Source organism: Spirillospora sp. NPDC127506 (assembly GCF_040302145.1).
GTDB lineage: Bacteria > Actinomycetota > Actinomycetes > Streptosporangiales > Streptosporangiaceae > Spirillospora.
In genome coordinates, this window is the sequence record NZ_JBEORG010000031.1 from 65,632 (window position 1) to 84,068 (window position 18,437).

Below are 18,437 nucleotides of genomic sequence, written 5' to 3' on the forward strand. Positions count from 1 at the left end.
TGGCCGGTGAGAGGGGAGGCAGGTGTCCGACTCCAGCTGGCAGCAGGCGGTGCTGCGCGAGATCGGTGTGTCGCGGCGGGGGCTAGAGCGGCTCGACGCCGCACCGCACGGCAAGGCCGAGGCGTCCTGGGGCGCTGAGGCGCCGCCCCGGTCCGCGCCGGAACGGCAGCCGTCCGCGGTGCCGGCCCCGCAGCCCGCGCAGCAGCCCGTCCCGCAGCCCGTCGCGGCCGCCTCGCCGGCGGCCCCCGAGGCGCCGCCGTTCGCCCGGCCCGCCGAGCAGGCGCCCGCCGCGTCCGACGCCCCGGCCCCGCTGCTGCCCGACGCGCAGCCGCAGGCCGAGACGTCCCCGCACCCGGCCCCGGACGCCGCCGGGCGGCACGCGGCGGCACGGCACGCCGCCGAGCAGGCCGCCGCGGAGCGGGCCGCCGCCGAGCACGCGGCCGCGCAGCAGGCCGCCGCCCAGCAGGTGTTCGCCCAGCAGCCGGCGCAGCAGCAGGCGGCGCAGCACGAGGCCCAGCAGCAGGCGGCGGTCCAGCAGCAGGCGGCCCAGGACCCCGCCCAGCACGACGCCCAGCCCCAGCACGACGCCCAGCCCCAGCACGACGCCCAGCCCCAGCCGAACCAGGCCCAGCCCAACCAGGCCGAGCCCCTGGTCCACTCCGACTTCGACTGGGAGTCCGCGGTCAACCCCGTCCTCGGTGCCGTGCCGTCCGGCGAAGGCGCCGCCCAGGGAGCGGACGCGAGCGCCGCCGCGCAGCAGCAGGCGCCCGCGCAGCCCGTCCCGCAGGAGCAGACCCCCGGCGGCCACCAGATCCCGGCGCACGACCTCGTCCGCCGGAACCAGCACGGCGACCCCCTCGCCCGCCGCGTGGGGCGCGGCGTCCGCAACGCGATGGGCGGCGGCGCGCGGGAGGCCCGGGAGCGGGCCGCGTTCGCCGAGCTGATGCAGCGCCCGGTGCCGAGTTCGCGGCAGATCGCGGTGGCGAGCGTGCGCGGCGGCGCCGGCAAGACCACGATGGCGGCGCTGCTCGCGACGGAGCTGGCCCGGCACCGCGCCGACCGGGTGCTGGCCGCCGACGCCGACGCCGAGCTCGGGTCGCTGCCGCTGCGCCTCGGCGTCCACTCGCAGCTGTCGCTGTTCGACCTCGCGGCGCAGAACCCGCACACGTTCGAGGAGGCGGAGCGCTTCCTGACCCGCACCCCCGACGGCCTGTACGTGCTGTCGTCCACGCGCGGCGGGCGCATCGCGGGGGAGTTCACGCTGGAGACGTTCCAGACCGCGCTCGGCGCGGTCAGCCGGTACGTCGCCGCGACGGTCGTCGACTGCGGCGCGGGCATCCTCACCGAGGTCAACCGCGGCGTCATCGCCGACTCGCACGGCCTGGTGCTGGTCACCCCCGGCACGGTCGACGGCGCGCTGAGCGCGCGCGGGGCGCTGGAGTGGTTCGCGGCGAGCAACCAGCAGACGCTCCTGCCGCGCACGGTCATCGCGATGGTGTCGCACGCGCCGCAGGTGGGCGCCGACCTGCAGCGCGCGCACCAGATGCTCTCCGCGTGGGGGCTGCCCGTGGTGCTCGTCCCGTACGACCGGCAGCTCGCGACCGGCAGCTCGCTCGACATGTCCCGCATCTCCGCCGCCGCGCGGGCGGCCGTGACCCGCGTCGTCCACGAGGTGTTCTCCCGCTCGCTGGCCGCGGGGGTGGCGCGATGAGCAGCGACCTGGTCGCGCTGGTGCGCCGCCGCCCCGACGTGCACGCCATCGCCGACGGCATGATCGCGATGGGCGAGCCGCTGGAGCTGCGCGGCGGCGAGCCCGAGCCGACGCGGCTGCACGACGGCGAGGGCCGCCTGCTCGTCTCCATCGAGGACCCGGTGCAGGTGTCGGTGGAGGGCGAGATCGGCCGGCTGCTCGGCGCGGAGTTCGCGGCCCGGGTCGCCGAGCCGGTCTGGTGGGTGGACGTCCGGGCGTCCGCCGACCTGCCGGACGCGATGCGCGTCGCGCGCAAGTTCGCCGACTCCCTCGTCCGCTGGCTCGGCGGGATGGTGTACCCGGAGGGCGCCGCCGACGCCCCGGCCCGCAGCTGGCGGGCGTACGACCAGGGCGGCGAGGGCGCGGGCCGGGCCGGCGGCGGATCGGGCGGCTTCCCGGGCCCGGCCGGCGACGCGGGCGGCGCCGCCTACCAGGGCGGTGTGATCGGCTGAGCCGTCAGGGCCAGTCGCGGGTGAGGTCCAGGTCCCAGGGGACGAGGTTCCACGGGCTGCGCGGCTCGTGGTGGAGCTCCTCGACGAGCCGCTCGTACTCGGCCTGCGCCTTCCCGCCGCCGCCCGACCCGAGCAGCCGCCCCTGCAGGTAGCAGGCGGACATGTCCCGCCACGACGAGTACCGCCGCTGGATGTCGATCGCCAGCGGCAGCATCCGCTCCCAGCAGTACTCCTCGGTCAGCCACCCGACCATGTGGCCCCACCGGTAGAGCATCAGCGCGCGCCCGTAGTCCCAGATGAGCAAGCGCCCCACGCCGGCGCGCAGCGCCGGGTCGGCGAGGACCTTCAGCCGGTGCAGCTCCGCCGCTGCGTGGCCGCGGTCGTTGAAGAGCCGGTGGAGGAAGTGCGCCAGCTCGGCGCCCTCCTCGCTCGCGTCCGCGCCGGGCTCGTCCCGCAGCAGCGCCGGGACGAGCCGCGCGTACGCGCCGCCCTCGTCCCCGTACCGGACCCGGACCAGCTCGATCAGCCGCTCCACGAACGGCGGTTCGAGCCGGTCGGCGGCGATGAGGCCGTCGACCTCGCGCAGCAGCCTCCCGTACTCCTCCCGCGCGGCCGGGGGCCGGGCGGCGAGTCGGGCGTCGCGGGCGAAGTCGGCGCGGTGCCCGTCCTGGACGAGCCAGTTGGCGGCGGCGAGCAGCTGTTCGAGGTCGTAGGCTCCCCACGGGTCGCGCAGCAGGTCGTGCGCGGTGCGGCGGTCGGCGGCCGCGGCGGACTCGCCCGGCGCGGCGCCGAGCCGGTCCACCCGGAACCCGTTGACGGCGCCGTAGGGGGCGGCCGCCCCGATGATCCAGCGCTGCACCGGGGTGAGGCCGCCGCCGTGGGCGAGGACCCCCGGCAGGTCGGGCGCGGAGATCAGCTCCCAGAGCCGCCTGCGGAACTCCTCGGCCTGCTGCTTCTCGCCGCCGGAGAACCCGGCGAGCTGCTTGCGGAGCGACGGGTGCCGGACGCAGAGCCGGCGGAAGAACGGCCCGGTGCGCCACACCAGGTGCTCGGGGCGCAGGTCGCCGAACGGTATCCGGGTGCGGCGGTGCACGATGGCCCGCTCGGCGAACCGCAGCTCCAGGTCCGGCCACAGCCGGGCGAGCGGGGTGAAGCGCCACAGCAGCAGGAAGCACGCCACCGCGGCGAGCAGGCCGGCGCCGGGCGCGAGCGCCCACCGCGCCTCGTCCGGCAGCCCGGCGAGGGACAGCACGGCCCCGGCGAGCAGCAGCACCACGCCGCCCGCACCGAACCCGAGGAAGCAGCCGGCGGTGTGGACGAGCGACCCCTCGATCCGCAGGACGGCGGCGTCGCCGTCGAACTCGAACGACCCCTCGGCGAGCGTCCCCCGGACGGCCCGCTCAAGCGCGTCGAGCTGCCCGGCCGTCCCCATGGGCAGGACCGTACATCATCCGTTCCGGGTAGATCATCCGCCGGAGTGGCCGTGTGCGGCGGGTCGTCCCGCGTGTCCGGATCAGGCCGGGTCGCCGGGGGCCGCCCGCCGGGTCACGACCGGCCGGGTCACGACTGGAGGTGCTGCATGAGCATGCTGTGCCGCTGCCAGCCGTCCGGGGAGCGGCCGTCGCCGAGCGGGAAGAACGTCAGCGGGGCGCGCGGCGGCCCGACCTGCTGGCCGGGGACGCCCGGCGGGCCGGTCACGGTGCCCGCGACGGCCAGCGCGACCGGGGCGGGGGCGCCGGTCCAGCGCGGCTCGGTGGTGAGGTCGGCGCGGCCGGGGGTGAGCTGCACGAACAGCGACGCGATCGGCTGGTCGGCGGCGAACGCGCCGACGAGCGTCGGCAGGTGCTGCAGGGGCGGCGGGTCCTCGGGCGCGTAGCCGACCGTGACGGTGGTGGTCTCGGCGACGGCGCCGCCCTCGCCCGCCGCATAGTCGCAGATGGCCTGGGCGGGGCGCGGCCCGTCCCCGCCGACGACGAGCCGCCCGGTGGGCCGCCCGCGCGCGTACTCGGTGAGCCGGTCGCGGCGCCACGGGTGCTCCAGCGGTTCGGCGGGGCCGAGCCCGGCCGGGTACTTGCCGGTGAGCAGCTGCAGGAGGCGCTCGACCGGCCCGGCGGGGTCGCCGTCCGCGCCGTGCCTGATCCGGTAGACGAGGGTGAGCTGCGAGCCGATCGGCGCGGTCGGGCGGGTGGTGAACCCGGGCGCGTAGTCGCGGGCCTCCGGGACGGGGACGAACGTCCGCCCGCCCCACTTCATCGGCCGCCCGGTCAGGCCCTCGTAGTAGCCGTCGCCGTTGCGCACGATCCACTGCAGGGAGTCGCCGGCCGCGGCGGTGCGCAGCGGCAGCGTCAGCCGGGACTCCAGCGGCGTGACGAGCTGCAGGGTGCGTCCGGTGTCGGTGCAGTCGCCGAGGGCCCTGTTCAGCCAGGCGCTCAGCGGCACGACCGGCCGGTCCTGGAGGACGACCATCGCTTGGTCGGTCAGCGCGTCTACGGTGCTCATCTCGTCCGGGAGTCTAGTCACCGGGGAGGGCCCCGCGGCCGGGCGCCGGGGAGGGGGCCGGGGAGATTCCCGGGGTCCGCGTGGCCTGTGTCGAATCTGTGCTGAAATGTTACGGATGCAGCGAACTGGTGCGTCCTCCGGCGTCTATTACGCGGACAACGCCCCGCCGCCACCGGAGCCGCCGGTGCGGGGGCGTCTGTGGCGCGTGCTCGGTGTCGTGTCGGTCGTCCTGTCGGTCGCGCTGGTCGCGGGCTGCCTCACCGCCTACGGGTTCTGGCGGCGGCTGGACGGCCAGATCGACCGCGAGGACGTCGACGGCAGGCTCGGCCAGAACCGCCCGCCCAAGCTCAACAGCTCGCTGAACATCCTGCTGATAGGGTCCGACAGCCGCGCCGGCGAGAACGCCCGATACGGCGCCGAGGCCGGGCAGCGCTCCGACACCACGATCCTGCTGCACATCTCCCCCGGCGGGGAGAGCGCCATCGGTATCAGCTTCCCGCGCGACTCGATGGTGCAGATGCCGGCGTGCAAGCGGAAGAACGGCACGACCGTCCCGGCCCAGTTCGGGATGATCAACGCGGCGTTCTCCAACGGCGGCCCGGCCTGCACCTGGCACACCATCGAGTGGCTCACCAAGATCCACATCGACCACTACGTCGAGGTCGACTTCGCCGGCTTCAAACGGGTCGTGGACGCGCTCGGCGGCGTCGAGATCTGCGTGCCGAAGCGCATCGACGACCCCAAGGCCGAGCTGCACCTGCGCGCCGGCAGGCAGACCGTCCGCGGCGACCAGGCGCTCGGCTACGTCCGCACCCGGTACGTCCTCGGCGACGGCTCCGACCTGGGGCGCATCAAGCGGCAGCAGGCGTTCATGGCCTCGGTCGTCAAGAAGGCGACCGACAAGGGGATGCTCACCGACCCGGGACGCACCTACGCCTTCCTCTCCGCCGCGACCAAGTCCATCAAGGCCGACGACAGGCTCACGCTGTCGGTGATGCAGAAGCTCGCCGCGTCCCTGCGCGGGATGAGCGCCGGCAAGGTCCGCTTCGTCACCGTCCCGGTGCAGCCGTACCCGCAGGACAAGTACCGCGTCCAGTTCGACCGGGCCCTCGCCGAGCCGCTGTTCAAGGCCGTCCGGGAGGACGACAAGCTCCCAGAGCCGGCGCCCGCCCCCGTGCCCGCGCAGAACAAGGTGAAGCCCGTCCCGCCCGAACAGGTGAGGGTCGGCGTCTACAACGCCTCCACCATGGAGGGCCTCGCCGGGCGCACCGCCGAGCAGCTCGGCGAGCGGGGCTTCCAGGTCGTCAAGGTCGGCACGAGCAAGAAGAAGTACGACCGCACCGCGATCCTGTACGGCGCGGGCGCCGAACGGCAGGCCGCGCGCCTGGCGGTCGCGGTGCCGGGGCATCCGCCGCGGCCCTGGCGGTCCGCCAAGCCCGGTCACGTGTACCTCGTCATCGGCGCGGACGGCGCCCGGCTGCGGAGGGTGAAACCGACCATGCCCAAACTGGCCGGCGAGATCCGGGCCGACCGTGACATCTGCGCCCAGACCTGATGCGGCCCCCACGACACCGGTATCTTGACCCGCGCCAACCGTCAACCGCCTCAAAGCGTCCTCAGTAGGACGGCCTAGATGTATCCCCCCGACCTCGGCCCGACGAGCCGCCCCCCGCGCAGGGCTCCGCAGGCCGCCTACGCTCCCCCTGGAACGGACGCATGCAGCCCGAGCCCTTCACCCTGTTGATGACCGTTTACGGCGGCGACCAGGCGGACCATGTGCGCGACGCGTTCCGCAGCGCCGTCCAGTTGCAGACCCTGCGCCCCGACCAGGTGGTCCTCGTCCAGGACGGCCCCCTCCCGCCCGCGCTGCTGGACTGCCTGCGCGACCTCGTCGCCGGCAGCCCCGTCGAGGTCGAGCTCGTCCGCCTGGAGCGGAACCGCGGCCTCGGCCCCGCCCTCGACGCCGGCCTGCACGCGTCCCGGCACGACATCGTCGCCCGCATGGACGCCGACGACGTCGCCATGCCGCACCGCTTCCAGACCCAGGTCCCGCTCGTCCGCGCCGGCGCCGACCTCGTCGGCGCCGGCCTGCTGGAGTTCGGCACCGACATCACCGACGTCGTCGGCCGCCGCATCCCGCCGAGCGACCCCGCCGACATCGCCCGCTACTCGCGCCTCCACGACCCGTTCAACCACCCCACGGTCGTCTACCGGCGCAGCGCCGTCGCCGCCGCGGGCGGCTACGGCGACCTGCCCCTCATGGAGGACTACTGGCTGTTCGTCCGCATGATCGCGAACGGCGCCCGGATGGTGAACGTCGCCGAGCCCCTCGTCTACTACCGCGTCGGCGAGGGCGCCTACGAGCGCCGCGGCGGCCGCGAGCTGCTCCGCTCCGAGCTGCGCCTGCAGCGCGAGATGCTCCGCGAGGGCTTCATCTCCCAGCCGCAGTACTGGCGCAACGTCATGGTCCGCGGCGGCTACCGCCTCGTCCCCACGATGATCCGCAAACCGTTCTACCGCGCCGTCGTCGCCCCCTACGGCGCCCGCCGCAACCGCTCCCGCGACCGCGCCGGCGGCACCGCCCCGGCAGGCGCCCTCTCCTACATCCCCCGCCACGCCCGCCGCCCCGACCAGACGCCCTCGTCTCTCACGCCGCAGCCCGAGCCGCCGACGTCACCTGGCAGCTAGAGGCCGATGCCGCCAAAGGCCGATGCGGCGTCCCCGGCGCCGCGATCAGCCGGGCCTGCTCCATAGGACGGGCTGCTCGCCGGACTGGCCGGAAGTTCTCCCCACGCCCAGCACGGTGTTCTTGAAGGCGGCCAGGCCGGTGATCTGCTGGTCGCCCGCGCCGGAGAGCCCCTTGGCGTCGAGCAGCGCACCCTTCCAGGACGCCCCGTCCGCGGACGTCCAGGACACGACGTCGCCGGCCCCGGGCGAGCCGCTCGTCCCGGCCGCCGCGAACCCGTCGGGGGTCGCGGTCAGGCTGAGCACTTCAAGGTTCTTCGTGCCCTCCGGGGACGGGAGATCGACCGGCTTCCAGGTGCGGCCGCCGTCGCCCGACAGGTATCCGATCGCGATCCGGCCCGCCGCCTTCCGGGCGTTGCCGGTCGCCACGAGCGTGCCGCCCTTCGCGCTGATCTGTGTCAGCACACCCTCCTGGACCCCGGGAGGCAGGGGAAGCTGCTTGAGCGTCCACTGCTCGCCGTCGGACGAGGTCCACACGGCGGGCCGGTAACTCGACTGCCTGGGGGCGGCGGGGTCGCGCAGGCCCCCGGCCGCAGCGAAGCCGAACTGCCCGCCCGCCACGGACCGCAGCCACCGGTTGGAGTTCGGGAGCGCCTTCAACCCGCTGCCGCCGACGCCCGTCCCGCGCGTCCAGTTCTTCAGGTCCGGGGAGAACCAGGTGGCCGCGGACAGACCGTCATCGCCCACGATGACGTACCCGGCGGGGCCCGACGCCGCGCTGTAGGTAACGAGCTCGTGCTCGCCGGCCTTGAACACCTCCGACTCGTCGGCGGCCTGCCAGCTCGTCCCGTCGGCGGACGTCACCACGAGCGGCCGGCGCGGCTTGGCCTGGTCGAACCCGACGGCGAGCCAGCCCTGGGGGCCGCTGGTGACGCTGAGCAGCCGCTGCGGGCCGGGCCGGGACAGGGCGGCGCCAGTGCCTTGGGCGCGGTTCCATGTCCTGCCGTCCGCCGAGGTCCAGGCGGCCGCCTCGCCGTTCGCGCTGCCGACCGCCACCGCCTTGCCGTCGCTCGCCGCCAGCGAGGTGACCGCCAGATCGGGCCGGACCGCGCCGGCCACCTTGGACAGGTCGATGGGGACGTCTCCGCCGCTGCCATCGTGCACGGCCAGCAGGGCGTCGGTGTCGCCGTCGCCGTCCTGCGTGCCGACCATGATGCTCTGCCCGCCGGCGAGCGCCGCGCCGCGCACGGTCGTGCCGCGCTGTAGCGGGACGGTCCCCGCGTCCTTCCAGGAGCGGCCGTCCGCGCTCCGTGAGACGAGCCTGTCCCGCCCGCGGACGACGATGGCCGCGAAGCCCTGGTCGTCGCTCAGCACCGCCTCGACCCGTTTGTAGCCGGAGACGTCTAGCTTGGCGACCTTCGTCCACTTCTTGCCGTCGGTCGAGGAGAAGAACTGGCCGCCGCCCTTGACCTCGCGGACCGCGAGGAAGCCGTTCGCGCCGCCGCCGATCATCATGCCTCGGCTGCCGCCCTTGGGCACCGGGATGATCGACTCGGTCCAGGTACCGCCGCCGTCCTCGGAGCGCCACACCTTCCGGGAGCGCGCGGGCTTCTTCGGGTCCGGGCGGTGCACGCCCTCCAACAGCAGGACGCCGCCCGAAGCGGCGGCGGTGACCAGCGTCACCTCGCCCTTCCGCACCGGGAGGTCGAGCCTGCCACCCGACCTGATCTGCCAGGTCCGGCCGTCCGCGGAGGTCCAGACCGCGGGTTCGGCGTCGCTGAAGTCGCCCTTGCGCGAGGTGGATCCGATGGCGATGAAGCCGTCCGGCGCGGCATGGACCTCTTTCACGCGGGTGCCCTTGCCGAAGGGCTGCGCGGCGCCGGCGGGGAGCCGCTCCCAGGTCCGGCCGTCCCGGCTCGTCCACAGTACGGCGTTGCCGTCGGGGCCGCCGAGCGCGACCCAGCCCTTGGCGGAGCCGGCCACCGTCCGGGGTACCTCGTTCGGCGGCGGCTCCCCGCCGCCGGGACCGGTCACCCTGCCGGACGAGAAGGTGCGGCCACCGTCGGTGGAGACGAGGAACTGTCCGCGCGACCCCGAGGCGTCGGACTCGCCGCCGGCCGCGACCACGGTGGAGCCGGCCGCGGCCACGGCGGTGAGGCGCTGGTCGCGGCCGTCGGTGGTCCCGGCCGAGTTCGCGCCGAACAGCGCGCCCGCCAGCTCGACCTCGCCGCCGGCGGTGCCGGCGGCGCCGTCACCGCCGCCGGTCAGCAGGAAGAACCCGCCCGCCGCGACGAGCGCGGCGGCGGCCAGCCCGGCGATGCCGATGAGCAGCGGCTTCTTGACGCTTCTTCGGGGCCTGTTGGCGCTGGTCTGCGGCGTCCGCCAGGGTTCATCGATCAACGGCGGTGGCAGCGCCGGGCCGGCTGCCTCCGGCCCCGGCCGCCCTGGGACCTGCTGCGCGTGCGGGAACGGCTCGGCGGACGGTGGGGCGGCGGGCCTGTCCGGGACCTGCTGTGCGTAGGGGAACGGCTCCGGCGCACGGGGTGCGGGGAGCGCGGGTGAGGAGGGGATCTCCTGCGCGTAGGGGAACGGCTCGGCCGCCGGGGAGCTTTGCGCGGGTGGAGCCGGCGCAGGCGGGTTCTGAGCCGGTGGAGCGGCGGGCTGTCCCGGGATCTCCTGGGCGTAGGGGAACGGCTCGGGCGCCGAGGGACTCTGCGCGGGTGCGGGCGGAGCCGGCGGCGCGGGCAGGTTCTGGGCCGGTGGAGCGGCGGGCCGACCCGGGATCTCCTGCGCGTACGGGAACGGCGGAGGCGCGGGGATGTCGGTGGACGTGACCGGAGCGGCCGCCGGTGGAGTGCTCGCCGGCGGCGCGGCCTGGGCGGGTGGAGGGGCGGGCCGCGCCGCCTCCGCCTTCGGCTCCTCGGTGTCGGCGGGGGGCGTGGCGCCCATGACCGCGGTCCGGTGCGCGTCGTCGGACTCGGGCACCTGCGGCTCCGGCTCGTCCTCGGGGAGGAGCGGGACGGGGCCGGATGCCCGCGCGTCGCTGTTCAGCCACTGGGGCGGGGGCGGTGCCTGGTCCGGCCGCTCGGGGGCGGGACGCTCACCCGCCTGGTCGTCATCCGGCTTTCCGGTTCCAGTCACACCCGCTCTCCCAGCATGAGGGTCGAAGTCATGTCGTGCGCCCGGCTCGCCGCAGGCCGTCCGCCCGCTCGTCAACGCGATGCCAGCGATGATAGCGGCGCAAACAGGACGCAAGCCGCTAGCGTGCGCTGAGCTGCCCGTCCATCCAGCGCATCATCTCCGGGGTGAGCCGGCGGAACGTCCCGAAGTTGTGCCCGCCCTCGTCGGGGAACAGCGTGTCCACGCGCAGCGGCGGTTTCGCGAGCCGGACGAAGCGCTGCGCCTGCTGGTATCCCCGCTCCACCTTGCTGGACGCGAGGAGCACCGAGGTGGGCGGCGGCGGAAGGTGCTGCAGCCGCCACAGCAGGTTGTTCTGCTCGCGCACCTTCCGGTTGTTCGCGTACAGGTCCCCGGTGGTCGCGTCCTTGAGCGCGTGCAAGTGGCCGCCGAGCGAGGCGCCCGCCGCGAACCGGTCGGAATGCAGCATGGCGAGCTTGACCGCGCAGTAGCCCCCGGCGGACTGTCCCATCACGCCCCAGCCATGCTCGTCGGGTGTCAGCCGGTAGGTCGCTTCCAGCGCCGCCGGGACGTCCTGCGCGAAGTACGTCTCGGCCTGGGGCCCGCCGGGCACGTCGGTGCACTCGGTGTCGCGCGGAGGGGCGACCATCGTGCGAGTGATCACGTAGATCGTCGGCTGGATCTTCCCCGCGCGCATGTCCCGGGCCGCCGACTTCACCATCTGCTGGCGTTCGATGATGCCGCGGGGGTCCCCCGGATACCCGGCGAGGACGAGCACCACCGGGAAGCGGCGGTTCGCGTACCGCTGCTGGAAGTACTGCGGCGGCAGGTACACGAACGCAGGCGCTCGCAGGCCCGTCCGCAGGCCCGGGATCGTCGTTTCGTCGAGTCGGCCGTCGCGGCTCGGGGTGCGAAGCCCCTGCCCCGCGGAAAGCGGCGAGACCTTTGTGGTGAGCGCCCGATTCGCCGCCGCGCCCTTGCCCGGTTGCGCGCTCCGCACGCCGACGGGACTGCCGAGCCTGCCGAGGAGGTCGTTCCAGCTGTTGTAGAAGACGAAGTAGGCGTTCATCCCGGTGAGGAGGGCCAGCGTGATGACGAGCTGGCAGCCGAGGAGGAGCGCCGCCCGCAAGCCGAGGGGCCGCGGGCCGGTGCCGCCCACCTTGGGCAGCGCCCACAGCGTGCCCGCCAGGGCCGCGGCCGCCAAGAGGCAGACGAGACCGACGAACGCCGGGCTGGTGAGCTGCATGTGCCGTCCCTCCCGCTACCGGCTCCGGCCCGCGGACGCGCAGCTCACGCCCGAGCAGTGGGTCAGGGAGTACAGCAGTGCGGACAGTCGCCGCCGCAGCTCGGCCGGCATCGTCGCGGCCAGGTTGTCGAGATGGTCCGGGTCTCGCGTGAGGTCGTAGTACTCCAGCTCGCCGTCGGCGTACTCGACGTACAACACGTCGGCGGTGCGCAGCGCGTTGTACGTCGCCGGCGAGCCCGGCAGGGAGTCCTGGCGGTCGGGGTCCGCGGCGGAGAACGGCGGCTTGACGTGCTCGATCAGCGCCATCTCACGCCAGTCCCGCGGAGCGGTGCCGCGCAGGAACGGGACGAGTGACCGACCGTCGGCGGTGCCGGGGACCCGGAGCCGGGCCAGGTCGAGGAAGGTGGGGGCCAGGTCGGTGTTCTGCGTGATGGCGTCCACGCGCCCGCCCGCGCGGATCCCGGGCCCGGTGAAGACGAACGGGACGCGGATGTCGCTGGTGTACGGGGTCATCTTGCCGCCGGCGAGCCGGTGCTCGCCCAGGTGGAAGCCGTTGTCGGAGCCGAACACCACGTAGGTGTCCCTGTCCAGGCCGAGAGTCTTCAGCGCGGACCGGATCCGGCCGATCATCTCGTCCACCGACTGCACCATCCGGACCCGGTCGCGGAAGGAGTCGTCGATGCGGTCGAGCCAGTAGCGCCCCAGTTTGCGATGCGTCCGGAGCCAGGACGGCTTGTCGCTGACGTCGGCCTCATTGAACGACGCCGGCCGGGGCGCCTTCACGTCCGGGAAGACCTTGGCGTGCCGGGGTGCGGGGACGAACGGCCCGTGCGGCGCGAAGGTCGCGATCTCCAGGAGGAACGGCTGCCCGGAGCCGCCGGCGCGCTGGATGAAGTCGGTGCCCTTGTCGGCGAGGACGTCGGTCATGTAGTCCCGCGGTCGGTGCCCGTACCGGACGGGGCGACCGTTCTCGTTCAACTCGTAGCCGAACTCCGGGTAGCCGTTCCCGGCGACGTACCACTCGCTCCAGCCCGGCGGCGTGTTGCGCGTGCGGCCGTTCCCGTCCCGGGGCTTGTACCCGTTCATGTACTTGCCGAGCATGGCGGTGCGGTAGCCGGCGTTCCGCAGGGCGAGCGCGAACGTCGCCTGCTCGCCGCCGTTGCGCCGGAAGACCTCGTAGCCGCCGTCCGGCGGGAAGTTGGTGCGCACCTTGGTGTTGTGCGGATACATGCCCGTGAAGATCGTCGCCCGGGACGTGCAGCAGAGGGAGTCGGCCATGAGGAAGTTCTGGAAGGTCACCCCCTCCGCCTGCATGCGCCGCACCTGTGGCATGTAGGGGATCAGGTCCCACGACAGGTCGTCGGTGAGCACGAACACGATGTTCGGCTTCTTCTTCGCGGGCGTCCCGTCGCCGCGGTCTTTGCCCGTACCCCCGGAACAGGCGCCGAGCAGCACCGCGGCGAGAGCGGCGAGGAGAAGGGGGAAGGGCGGTCGATGCCGCCGGTTTCGGACCACTCCGCCTCTCCTTGATCAGATACGCCGGGTTGCAGCGTACCGAGGTGTACGCCCGGCTTGCCGCGACCCTGGTGGTTCGCGGCGGCTGCCGACTATTGGCATCATGCGGGATGTCCCGGGAGGAGGACCGTGAGCTTTCGACCGACCGGTCCGGTGGTTCCGCTGGCCGCGGGTGCGGCGATCACGGGCTGCATCGCGCTACTGATCATGCTCGCCGTCAGCCTGGTCCCCGGGCTGCGGGCGGCGGGTTCGGCCGGCGGTGCGGGCCAGTCCGGCGGCCCGGTGACGCCGACTCCGGCGGGAGCGGCGACCCCGGTGACCGCGCCGGGCTACTCCCCGGTCGAGCCGGTGATCCGCCGCTCCTTCGCCGACCCCGCCGTCATCAAGGCCGGGGACTCCTACTACGCCTACGGCACCAACGCCGGTGTCAACATGCCGGTCGAGATCGCGCCCACGGTCACCGGTCCCTGGGAGCGGCTGCCCGGTGACGGGTTCGCGCAACTGCCGGCGTGGGCCGCCGCCGGTCGGACATGGGCGCCCGAGGTGGTGCCTCCCCGGTCCGGCAACGGCCGCTACCTGCTGTACTTCTCCGCGCGGGTGAAGAATCGAGAGCTCCAGTGCATCGGCGTCGCGACGTCGACGTCACCGGCCGGACCCTTCGTCCCCCTGGAGGGCGGCCCGCTGGTGTGCCCGGCGGAACTCGGCGGTGCCATCGACGCGTCGTCCTTCATCGATCGCGACGGTGCCCGCTACCTGCTCTACAAGACCGACGCTCGCAGCAAGGCGGCGATCTACCTGGTGAGGCTGAGCCCGGACGGCTTGTACCTGGCCGGGCCGCCCCGCAAGCTCATCGGCAGGGGCGCGGACGACCCAGTCCTGGTGGAGTCGCCCGCCCTGCTGTACCGGGGCGGCAAGTACGTCCTGATGTACTCCGCCGGGTGGTACTTCCAGACCAACTACCAGACCAGGTACGCGGTGGCGTCGTCGCTGAACGGCCCGTACGTGAAGGCGCCGGCGCCGGTGCAGTCCACCGGCGCCTACGGCGGGAAGGTAAAAGGGCCGGGCGGTGCGAGCGTCGTCACGGATGCCGCCGGCGACCATCTGGTCTTCCACGGGATCCTCGAGTTCCATGGCGGCTCGAAGGTGACCCGGGGAATGTACGTCGCGAGCCTCGGCTGGGAAGGCTCCCGTCCCGTCCTGCGCGGTGTCCCCGTCCGCTATGAGGCCGAGAACGCGCGCCTCGGCGGCTGCGCCGGCGCTGTAGGCATCCCGGGCGCCTCCGGGGGGAGGGCCCTCACGCCGCTCGGGCAGGACGGCTGCCAGGTCGCCCTGGACGTCGTCGCGCCCGAGACCGGCCGGTACACCGTGCGGATCCGGTACGCGAACCGGTCCGGGCGGGCGGCCGCGCAGCGGCTGACGGTGAACGGGCGCGCCGCCGTGCCGGTGGAGCTGCATGCGACCGGGCCGGATGAGTGGGCGACGGCCGAGGTGGAGGTGGACCTTGTCGCGGGCCGCAACAGCTTCGCTGTCCGCCAGGTCGCGGGAGCGGGCCGACTTGACTACATCGAGGTCGTCTGACCCCGCCCGTGCCGGTCGCCGAGACTGCGGAGCACCTCGCCCGTGGGACGGGGCCGCTTGCGCAGGCCGTCACCGAGCCCGCGTGCCAGGCAGCGGAGCAACGTCCCGCGGTCCTGGGACCCGGTGAAGGTGCGGACCCAGCGCCGCAGAGTGGAACCGCCGTAGAGGAGGCGTTCGGCGGGGGACAGGGCGCGACTCCGGGTGAAGAGCCACACCTTGTTGCGCACCTCGTAGTAGAAGCGCGGGCCGGGGTCGGCGTCCGTCGAACCGAACGTCGCGGTCTTGTGGACGACGAGGCTGTCACGGCACAGCAGCCCGAACCGGCCGCGCAGGATCCGCATGGTGAACTCGAAGTCGTCATTCCACAGGAAGTAATCCGCGATGGGCAGCCCTCGCGCCCGCACCCGGTCCGCGTCCACGAGCACCGACACGAAGGAGGCGGACCGGATCGGGTAGCCGTTCACCGCCTCCGCGCGGGCCAGCTCGGCGGAGGACGCCCGCGGTTTGCGGCGCGGGGTGTTCATCGGATGGTCGCGGCCGTCCGTCCAGACGACGCGGCTGGCGGCCAGAACCGGTGCCTCAGTGCCCCCGCCCGGCTCCATGGCGGTGAGCAGCGCCGCCAGGGCGCCCGGCTCGGGGACGGTGTCGTCGTCCAGCAGCCAGAGCAGGTCGGCGCTGCCGTCGAGCGCGTGCGCGATGCCCGCCGCGAACCCGCCGGCGCCGCCCGTGTTGGCGGGGAGCTCCAGCAGTTCGGCCTCGGGGAACCGGGCGCGGACCAGCTCCGGCGTGCCGTCGCCGGAGGCGTTGTCCACGACGACGACCCGGTCCGGGCCTCGGCTCTGTGCTCGCAGCGCCTGCAGCGCCTCGGTCAGCAGCGCCCGCCGCCGGAACGTGACGACGACCGCGGCGACGACCGGGCTCACCGGCCCATGCCGGCGCGCCTGGCGGCGCGCCGCAGCGCCTGGTTCGGCGCGGCCGCGGCCTCCATGAGCCGGTCGAGGCCGTCCTGCACGCCGGCGAGGTCGGCGTGCAGCTGCGCGAGGCCCACCCGTTCGCGCACGTCGGCGAGCTGGGTCAGCAGGTCGGCGATGACGGCGACCAGCGCCGTGGCCACGTCCCGCTCGGGCAGCCTCCCGGGCATGACCGCCTGCTCGTCAGGCGGCGCGGGGGCCAGTTCGGCCAGGTCGCCGTGCACCTGGTAGCCCGCCGCCCGAATGCCGTCCGCGACCTCGGCCGCGCGCCGGGACGCCCAGGCGGCGTGCTCGTGCGGCAGGGCCATGGCCGTCCGGCCGACGAGTTCGGCGCCCGCGCCGAGCGCCCGCCCGACGAGATGGCCGCGGACGATGTCCTCGTAGGCGCCGCCGAGCGCCGGGCCGAGCCGGTCGTTCAGCCGCCGCAGCAACTCGGCCTCGACCACCGACAGCGGCCGGTCGTCGGGGATCCCCGCCGTGGCGCACCGCCCGGTGTCGATGCCGGTCAGGTCGCAGAAGCGGCGCCACAGCAGTTCGGGGGCGTCCCCGGACCGCGGAAGCGTGATCACGTGGATGCGATCGCGGGGCACGGCGGTCTCCCACGCGCTCAGTACCCGGACCGGGTCGTGCAGGCCCCAGAACATCTGCCCGAACGGCTCGGCGGCGTCGATGCCGTGTTCGACGAGGTCGGCGACGAACTGCTCGAAGGGGACGGTGTGGGTGTGCCGGATCTGTTCCTGCCAGTCCAGGACCAGCTGTGTACCGAGGTCGCGGGTTGCGAACACCACGTGCACCTCGGCGCCCCCGAACGCGGTGACGGCCCGTTCGATCTGCTGCTCGTCGGCTCCGCCGAGAAGCTCCTGAGACAGCACGGCGGTGGACCCGTGCCAGTCACGGACCCGCGCCGCCACCCGGTCGTAGGCGCCCTCCCAAGCGGGATCCCGATGGCCGCCCCACGTCATCTCGCGCAGGTCCATCACCGCGCCGAATTGCTCCAGCGGCCCGGTGACGGGGTAGCAAACCCCCTGTCCGGCGAGGCGCCGCCGGTTCGCCCACAGCGCCTTCTGCAGGAAGGCGCCGCCCGCGGTCGGCGCGCCGACGTGCAGGTACACGGCCTTCGCGGGCCGGGTCTCGTCCATCCGGTCGGTCACCTCGTCTTCGTCTCTTCAGCGGCGGTCGGCGCGGTGTCCCGCGGTCCGGGCGCGCCGTCCCGCGGAGAGGCGGATTGGAGCCGCCAGTACGCCTCCCGCAGGCGGGCGGCTGCGGGATGACGCTCGCTCAGCGCCCGGGCGGCCCGTCTGACGAGCGGGGCGGTACCCGCGTGCAACCGGTCGATCCGGTTCTGCAGGTGCGTGATGTCCGCGCGGAGGAGCTCGATCTGGTCCGCCTTCCGCGTCCCGACGCCCGCGGGCAGGCGAGCCAGTTCCGCTTCTGAGTCGGCGATCCGCCGCAGCAGCGCCTCGACCACGTCGCCGCCGGCGTCGGCGATGCCCGCCCAGTCGGGGTCGTCGGGATGCCGCCCGCCGTCCGCGCTGGGCGACGGGCGCAGCTCCTCCAGGTCGCCGGTGACGTCGTAGCCGGCTTCGCGGAGCGCGCGGATCGTCTCCGCCGCCTGCTCGGCGGCCCACACGCGGTCCTCGGCCGGCAGCCGGATGCGGGGGGAGTCTGTCCGGCCGCCGAGGACGTCCTGGGCCAGATGATGCTTGACCTCGTCGTTGTAGAAGTGCCAGTCGGAGGTCGCCTGGTCGAGCGAGGCGTTGAGCCGGCGCAGGAGCTGTGCCTCCGGCAGCCCCAGCGACGGGTTCGCGAACGGCGCCCCCAGGTCGAAGCTCTCCGGGGGCACGCCGACCACATGGCAGAACCGTTTCCACAGCAGGTCGCGCGGGGCGCCAGGCCGAGGCAGCGTCACGAGGTGGACGTTCTCCGCCGGCAGATGCTCGCCCCAACGTCCGAGGACGTCGATGGGGTCCTGGAGCCCCCAGAAAAGCCGCGCGACCTTGACGGAGTTGCGGTCCTTGCGGCGCAGTGCCGCGGTGAAGTCGGAGAACGAGGTCGTGAACCGGTTCTTGACGTCCTCCTGCCAGTGCGCGGGGATCTGCCGGGCGAGATCGCGGACAGTGAAGATCAGATGGACATCGGCGAAGCCGAGGTCGTCGAGTGCGCGCGCCACATGCCGGCGCAGCGCGGGGGCGAACAGCTCCTGCGAGATGAGCGTCGTGCCGGGCCAGGCACGAGCCTGCGCGACCAGATCCGGCCAGGCGCCGGGGACGAGCGGGTCCGACGCGCCGCGGAAGAACGTCTCGCGGAGGTCGAACGCGGCCCTGACGTGCGCAGCGTCGTCGCGACCGGGATACAGCACCCCATGCTCCCGCAACCGGTCGCGGTTGTGCCACAGCACATTCTGTAGAAACGTCGTGCCGCTCTTGGCCGCGCCGATGTGCAGGTATACGACCGGACGTCCGCCGGGCCCGGGCGTGCCGGTAGGTGGTGCCGCCACTGTGTTCCTCGGGATCCTGGGCGCTGCCGATCGATCAGCCGGTATCTTAGCCGGGTATCCGCCCGAAAGGCGCATATCGATACGGGGCCCAGGGCTCCGTGGCTCC

Annotated in this window: 13 protein-coding genes; 5 read left to right on the top strand and 8 right to left on the bottom strand. The window is 74.1% G+C overall.

What is annotated here, in order from left to right; all coding sequences use genetic code 11:
* The first annotated feature begins 22 nt into the window (after positions 1-22).
* Positions 23-1,711: a CpaE/TadZ family protein gene (locus tag ABTW95_RS26045; protein ID WP_500227647.1), complete on the top strand. Its 1,689-nt coding sequence runs from the start codon at positions 23-25 to the stop codon at positions 1,709-1,711.
* Positions 1,708-2,202 (top strand): hypothetical protein, encoded by a 495-nt coding sequence (locus ABTW95_RS26050; protein ID WP_396445982.1) that lies wholly within the window; start codon positions 1,708-1,710, stop codon positions 2,200-2,202. Before ABTW95_RS26045 ends, ABTW95_RS26050 begins: the two co-directional genes overlap by 4 nt.
* A gap of 4 nt (positions 2,203-2,206) precedes the next feature.
* On the opposite strand, the gene ABTW95_RS26055 is transcribed toward ABTW95_RS26050, so the two are convergent.
* Both ABTW95_RS26055 and ABTW95_RS26060 read right to left on the bottom strand, forming a co-directional pair.
* A complete protein-coding gene (locus ABTW95_RS26055; protein WP_396445983.1) occupies positions 2,207-3,634 on the bottom strand; it encodes a DUF1266 domain-containing protein in 1,428 nt (475 codons plus the stop codon).
* A gap of 128 nt (positions 3,635-3,762) precedes the next feature.
* The gene (locus tag ABTW95_RS26060) at positions 3,763-4,701 is read right to left on the bottom strand and encodes a DUF6177 family protein (protein ID WP_396445984.1); all 939 of its coding nucleotides are present in this window, start codon (positions 4,699-4,701) and stop codon (positions 3,763-3,765) included.
* 115 nt (positions 4,702-4,816) lie between these two features.
* Between ABTW95_RS26060 and ABTW95_RS26065 the strand changes: the two genes are divergently transcribed.
* Both ABTW95_RS26065 and ABTW95_RS26070 read left to right on the top strand, forming a co-directional pair.
* A complete protein-coding gene (locus tag ABTW95_RS26065; protein ID WP_500227648.1) occupies positions 4,817-6,256 on the top strand; it encodes an LCP family protein in 1,440 nt (479 codons plus the stop codon).
* A gap of 161 nt (positions 6,257-6,417) precedes the next feature.
* A complete protein-coding gene (locus tag ABTW95_RS26070) occupies positions 6,418-7,389 on the top strand; it encodes a glycosyltransferase (RefSeq protein ID WP_500227649.1) in 972 nt (323 codons plus the stop codon).
* A 45-nt stretch (positions 7,390-7,434) separates the two neighbouring features.
* On the opposite strand, the gene ABTW95_RS26075 is transcribed toward ABTW95_RS26070, so the two are convergent.
* From ABTW95_RS26075 to ABTW95_RS26085, 3 genes are all read right to left on the bottom strand, one after another.
* Positions 7,435-10,527 carry a WD40/YVTN/BNR-like repeat-containing protein gene (locus ABTW95_RS26075; protein WP_500227650.1) on the bottom strand — a complete coding sequence of 1,031 codons (3,093 nt, stop codon included), beginning with the start codon at positions 10,525-10,527 and terminating at the stop codon, positions 7,435-7,437.
* A 118-nt stretch (positions 10,528-10,645) separates the two neighbouring features.
* Positions 10,646-11,770: an alpha/beta hydrolase gene (locus ABTW95_RS26080; protein ID WP_396445988.1), complete on the bottom strand. Its 1,125-nt coding sequence runs from the start codon at positions 11,768-11,770 to the stop codon at positions 10,646-10,648.
* Between the two features lie 15 nt (positions 11,771-11,785).
* Complete coding sequence (locus tag ABTW95_RS26085; protein WP_500227651.1) at positions 11,786-13,285, bottom strand: sulfatase family protein; 1,500 nt, start codon at positions 13,283-13,285, stop codon at positions 11,786-11,788.
* A 129-nt stretch (positions 13,286-13,414) separates the two neighbouring features.
* Between ABTW95_RS26085 and ABTW95_RS26090 the strand changes: the two genes are divergently transcribed.
* Complete coding sequence (locus ABTW95_RS26090; RefSeq protein WP_500227652.1) at positions 13,415-14,863, top strand: family 43 glycosylhydrolase; 1,449 nt, start codon at positions 13,415-13,417, stop codon at positions 14,861-14,863.
* Here the strand turns inward: ABTW95_RS26090 and ABTW95_RS26095 are convergent.
* The 3 genes from ABTW95_RS26095 to ABTW95_RS26105 are packed head-to-tail and all read right to left on the bottom strand — an operon-like array spanning position 14,845 to position 18,331.
* Positions 14,845-15,786: a glycosyltransferase gene (locus tag ABTW95_RS26095; RefSeq protein WP_500227653.1), complete on the bottom strand. Its 942-nt coding sequence runs from the start codon at positions 15,784-15,786 to the stop codon at positions 14,845-14,847. The two genes, ABTW95_RS26090 and ABTW95_RS26095, sit on opposite strands and share 19 nt — an antisense overlap.
* On the bottom strand, positions 15,783-16,985 hold the full coding sequence (locus ABTW95_RS26100; RefSeq protein ID WP_500227654.1) for a hypothetical protein: 1,203 nt from the start codon (positions 16,983-16,985) through the stop codon (positions 15,783-15,785). Before ABTW95_RS26100 ends, ABTW95_RS26095 begins: the two co-directional genes overlap by 4 nt.
* Positions 16,982-18,331, bottom strand: a complete 1,350-nt coding sequence (locus ABTW95_RS26105; RefSeq protein ID WP_500227655.1) for a hypothetical protein — start codon at positions 18,329-18,331, stop codon at positions 16,982-16,984. The genes ABTW95_RS26100 and ABTW95_RS26105 overlap by 4 nt, the downstream gene beginning before the upstream one ends.
* Positions 18,332-18,437: the final 106 nt, after the last annotated feature.